The organism is Caulobacter sp. (assembly GCF_035254145.1).
Taxonomy (GTDB): domain Bacteria; phylum Pseudomonadota; class Alphaproteobacteria; order Caulobacterales; family Caulobacteraceae; genus Caulobacter.
Genome location: NZ_DATFAV010000180.1, coordinates 1 through 4,933, shown reverse-complemented (window position 1 = coordinate 4,933; position 4,933 = coordinate 1). Strand labels below are relative to the sequence as shown.

Below are 4,933 nucleotides of genomic sequence, written 5' to 3'. Positions count from 1 at the left end.
CGTGATCAGCACCCCCGCGCCCTGGTAGTAGATGTCCAGGAAGTCCTGCAGGTTCGAGAAGGCGTAGGCCGCCCGGATCTCGTCCACCGACTTGTAGGGCAGGGTGATCCCGTTGCGACGGGCCAGCTCGAACATCAGCTCGGGCTCGAGGCTGCCCTCGATGTGCATGTGCAGCTCGGCCTTGGGCAGGCCGCGAACGAATTGGGCGAAGGCGGTGTCGGTCATGGGGGAGTTATGGGCGCGGCGCTCCCGCTCTTTCAACCGTCATCCTGCGAACAGGTCGCGGGATGACGGGTTTTGTGTCTCACGACATCGAATTGGCCGGTGGCGGAGGCCCTTCCGGCAGGGGGATGAACTCGTCGTGGTCGAGGTCGGGCAGCTTCATGCGGCCGGCCTTCCAGTCGGATTTCGCCTGCTCGATGCGGTCCTTGGACGAGGAGACGAAGTTCCACTCGATGAAGCGCGGGCCGATCGGTTCGCCGCCCATCAGCATGACCGTCGAGCGCTCGATGGCCTTGAAGACGATGGTGTCGCCGGGCGCGAAGACGGCCATCTGGGTGGCGGCCAGCTCCCGGCCGTCGACCTCGACCCGGCCCTCGGCGACATAGGCGGCGCGCTCGGAATATTCCGCCGGCAGGGCCGCGATCGTCCCCGGCTCCAGCTCCCAGTGGACGTAGAACAGCGGCGAATAGACCGGCACGTTCGACTTGGCGCCGAACGCCTCGCCGGCGATCAGTCGCGCCTTCAGCCCGCCGTTCTCGTAGTAGGGAAGGTCCTGGGGGCCTTCGTGGTGGGTGAAGCTGGGCGCGATCTCCTCGAACTCCTGGGGCAGGGCGACCCAGGCCTGCATGCCGTCCATCCGGCCGCCGTGTTCACGCAGCCCCTCGAAGCGTTCGGAGTGGGTGATCCCCGACCCGGCGGTCATCCAGTTGACCTCGTTGGGCTTGATCACCGCCAGCGAGCCGACGCTATCACGGTGGGTGATCTCGCCCTCGAACAGATAGGTCAGGGTGGAGAGGCCGATATGCGGGTGCGGGCGCACGTCGGCGCTCTTGGAGAAGCCGGGCTGGAAGGCGGCCGGGCCCATGTGATCGAGGAAGGTGAACGGCCCGACCATGCGATGGGCGTGGAACGGCAGCACCCGCCCGACCTCGAAATTGCCGAGGTCGCGGCGGCGGGCTTCGAAGACGAGGTCGATCATGGGGCGCTCCGGCGAGTGTCGCGCGGAACTTAGCCGGGAGTTGCCATTTCAGTCTTGCTCAATTCGTTCCCTATCCGCTCATCCCCGCGAAAGCGGGGATGAGCGATGTTAGTATGGCGCTAGAGCGCGTCCGCCCGCTTCAGCGGCCACAGCGCCAGCAGGCTGATCGCGCCCGCCGCGGCCAGGTAGAGCCCGACCAGCTTCAGCCCGCCGTGGGTGGCCAGGGCCTGGGCGATGGCGGGGGTCATACCACCGCCGATCACCCCGCCGACATTGAAGGCGATCGACGAGCCGGTATAGCGCACCCGCGCCGGGAACAGGCTGGGCAGCCAGGCGCCTAGGGGGCCATAGACCAGGCCCATCACCACCAGCGCCAGGGACAGAAACACCCCGATCAGCCACAGCGAGCCCGAGCCCATCATCGGCGCCAGGGCCGCGCCGGCCACGATGGTCAGCAGCGAGCCGGCCATCAGCACGCGCCGGGGGCTGGCCGCGTCCGACCAGTAACCCGCCCAGACGATACCGGCGGCCATGAACAGGATGGCGATCAGCAGGACGCCCAGGAACAGCTGCCGCCCATAGCCCAGGGCGGTGACGCCATAGCCCAGCGAGAAGGCGGTGGTCAGGTAGAAGAGCGCGAAGCAGGCCACGACCGCGAAGGTGCCGCCGATCGTCTCGCGGGCATGGGTTCGGAACAGCTGGGCGATGGGCACGTGCGGCGGCGGGGCCGCGTGGGCGGCGGCCTGGAAGGCGGGGGTCTCGGTCAGCTTCAGCCGGATCCAGAGCCCGACCCCGACCAGCAGGATGCTGCCCAGGAACGGCAGGCGCCAGCCCCAGGCCTGGAATTGCTCCGGCGTCAGGAGGACGCCCAGCAGAAGGAAAAAGCCGTTGGCGGCGATGAACCCCACCGGCGCGCCCAACTGCGGGAACATGCCGAAACGGGCGCGAAAGCCGGGCGGGGCGTTCTCGACCGCCAGCAACGCGGCGCCGCCCCACTCGCCGCCCAGGCCGAAGCCTTGGCCAAAGCGCAGGAGGCACAACAGAAACGGCGCGAGCCAGCCGGCCATGGCGTAGGTCGGCAGGAAGGCCACCAGCAGGGTCGAGCCCCCCATGATCAGCAGCGAGGCCACCAGGGTCGACTTGCGCCCGATCCGGTCGCCGAAGTGACCGAAGACGATCGAGCCCAGCGGCCGAGCGATAAAGGCGACGCTCAGGCTGGCGTAGGAGGCCAGCAGCTGCATGGCCGGCGAGCTGGCGGGAAAGAACAGCGGCCCGAACACCAGGGAGGCGGCGGTGGCGTAGATATAGAAGTCATAGAACTCGACCGCCGTGCCGATCAGGCTGGCGGCCAGCACGCGTCGCGTCGACGCGCCCCCGGCGCTCGATTGGGCCATGTGGCCACTCCTTGGACTAACTAAATTTCGCTCATCCCCGCGAAAGCGGGGACCCAGGCCGAGTTGGACGATCTATTCCGAACCGCGCCGCACACTGAAATTCAGCTTGGGTCCCCGCTTTCGCGGGGATGAGCGGTTTAAAGGCCCTAGCCCAGCGGGCTCACACCATTTTACGCTTAGGACTACGTCAGCCCAGCGGGCTGACGTAGGGGCTGATCAGGCCCAGCGGCACGGCGGTCGAGTTCTTGACGCCGCGGATCACGATGCGGCTCTCGATGTTCGACACCAGGCCCAGCGACAGGAGCTTGTCGCGCAGGAACTCGTCGAAGGCGCGCATGTCGCGGGTGACGATGCGCATCTCGTAGTCGGCGGCGCCGGTCACGGTGGCGCACTGGACGACTTCCGCCCACTTGGCGACGGCCTGTTCGAAGGTGTCGAGGTTTTCCTTGGTCGGCAGCGACAGCTTGACCGTGCAATAGACCTCGAAGCCCAGGCCCAGCTTCTCGCGGTCCAGGATGGTCACGCGGCGCTGGATGACGCCGGCGTCTTCCAGGCGCTTGATCCGCCGCCAGCACGGGCTGGACGACAGGCCGACACGTTCGGCGATTTCGGCGACGGACAGTCCGGCGTCGTGTTGGATGAGATCCAGGATCTTGGCATCCACGGCGTCGAGTTGTTCGGACAAGAATTCCTCCCCCCAGCGGGCGTTGACGCTCACTTCTTGCGCAAAACGACCCTGAGTCGGGCACGCCTTGGGCAAACAATTTCCGCGCTTCTATAAGATATTGCGTAGCGGGCGGGAAGACCCGGGAGGAAAATTTTTGCTATGCGGCACTCGGAAGTCACGCTCGACGACAAATATGTGCTCGAAGATGGTCGCGCCTTCATCACTGGCGTGCAGGCGCTGCTCCGGGTCCTGCTTGATCGCAAGCGTCTCGACCGCAAGGCTGGGTTGAACACTGCGGGCTTTTTGTCCGGCTATCGCGGCTCGCCGCTGGGCGGCCTCGACCAGCAGGCCGCGCGCATCAACAAGCTGCTGACCGCCCACGACGTCGTCTTCAAGGAAGGCGTCAACGAGGACCTGGCCGCCACCGCCGTGTGGGGCAGCCAGCAGGCCAACCTGTTCCCCGGCGCGCTTTATGATGGCGTGTTCGGCATGTGGTACGGCAAGGCCCCCGGCGTCGACCGCACCGGCGACGTCTTCAAGCACGCCAATTTCGCCGGGACCTTCCCGACCGGCGGCGTGCTGGCGGTGGCCGGCGACGACCACGGCTGCAAGAGCTCGACCCTGCCGTCGCAGTCGGAATTCGCCTTCCAGGATTTCGAGATGCCGGTGCTGTCGCCGGCCGACGTGCAGGAGGTGCTGGACTACGGGATCCTGGGCATTTCCATGTCGCGGTTCTCCGGCCTGTGGACGGGCATGATCGCCCTGGCCGACACCATGGACAGCGGCGTCACCATCGACGTCTCGCTGGACCGCCACCAGATCGTGGTCCCCGACTTCCCCATGCCCCCCGGCGGCCTCGGCATCCGGCTGAAGGACCAGCCGATGGAGAAGGAGCGGCGGATGCGGCTCCACAAGATTCCCGCCGCCCTGGCCTTCGCCCGCGCCAACCATATCGACCGCGTGGTGCTCGGATCCTCCCACGTGCGGGTGGGCAAGGCGCGGCTGGGCATCGTCTGCCAGGGCCAGGCCTACAAGGACGTGCTGGAGGCCTTCACGGCCATGGGCATGACCCTGCAGGAGGCCGCGGACCTGGGCGTCTCGATCTATAAGGTTGGCATGCCCTGGCCGCTGGAGCCCTTGGGCCTGCGCGCCTTCGCCGCCGGCCTCGAGACCCTGATGGTCATCGAGCACAAGCGCGCCCTGATCGAGCCGCAGGCTCGGGCCGCGCTCTACGACCTTCCCGCCCAGGCGCGCCCGCGGGTGATCGGCAAGACCGACGAGAAGGGCGGGCCGCTTCTTTCGGAACTTGGATCCCTGTCTGTGGCGGAAATCGCCCTGGCCATCTACGACCGCCTGCCCGACGGCCCGCACATGGAACGGGCCCAGGCCTATCTGAACCGCGTCTCGGCCGCCGGCGTCGCGGCCGTCAGCCTGGCCGCCGACCAGGCCCGCAAGCCGTTCTTCTGCTCGGGCTGCCCGCACAACACCTCGACCAAGCTGCCGGAAGGCAGCCGCGCCCTGGCCGGCATCGGCTGCCACTACATGGCCAGCTTCAACGACCCCTCGACGGACCTCAACACCCACATGGGCGGCGAGGGCCTGACCTGGGTCGGGGCCTCGCCGTTCACCAGCGAAAAGCACGTCTTCCAGAACCTGGGCGACGGCACCTAC

At 67.4% G+C, this 4,933-nt stretch carries 3 protein-coding genes and 2 pseudogenes; 1 reads left to right on the top strand and 4 read right to left on the bottom strand.

Annotated elements, in window-relative coordinates; genetic code table 11:
* From VJ655_RS10830 to VJ655_RS10815, 4 genes and pseudogenes are all read right to left on the bottom strand, one after another.
* A pseudogene (locus VJ655_RS10830) lies at positions 1–225 on the bottom strand (adenosine deaminase); the annotation flags it as partial.
* A 79-nt stretch (positions 226–304) separates the two neighbouring features.
* The gene (locus VJ655_RS10825; RefSeq protein WP_324111068.1) at positions 305–1,201 is read right to left on the bottom strand and encodes a pirin family protein; all 897 of its coding nucleotides are present in this window, start codon (positions 1,199–1,201) and stop codon (positions 305–307) included.
* A gap of 119 nt (positions 1,202–1,320) precedes the next feature.
* Positions 1,321–2,595, bottom strand: a complete 1,275-nt coding sequence (locus VJ655_RS10820) for an MFS transporter (RefSeq protein ID WP_324111067.1) — start codon at positions 2,593–2,595, stop codon at positions 1,321–1,323.
* Between the two features lie 187 nt (positions 2,596–2,782).
* Positions 2,783–3,280 (bottom strand): Lrp/AsnC family transcriptional regulator, encoded by a 498-nt coding sequence (locus tag VJ655_RS10815; RefSeq protein WP_004620861.1) that lies wholly within the window; start codon positions 3,278–3,280, stop codon positions 2,783–2,785.
* Between the two features lie 141 nt (positions 3,281–3,421).
* Here VJ655_RS10815 and VJ655_RS10810 point away from each other — a divergent pair.
* A pseudogene (locus VJ655_RS10810) lies at positions 3,422–4,933 on the top strand (indolepyruvate ferredoxin oxidoreductase family protein); the annotation flags it as partial.

What these genes read in the sequence shown, in the direction of transcription:
- VJ655_RS10820 (WP_324111067.1), bottom strand. Translation starts at nt 2,595, where the DNA reads ATGGCCCAATCGAGCGCCGGGGGCGCGTCGACGCGACGCGTGCTGGCC.
- VJ655_RS10825 (WP_324111068.1), bottom strand. Translation starts at nt 1,201, where the DNA reads ATGATCGACCTCGTCTTCGAAGCCCGCCGCCGCGACCTCGGCAATTTC.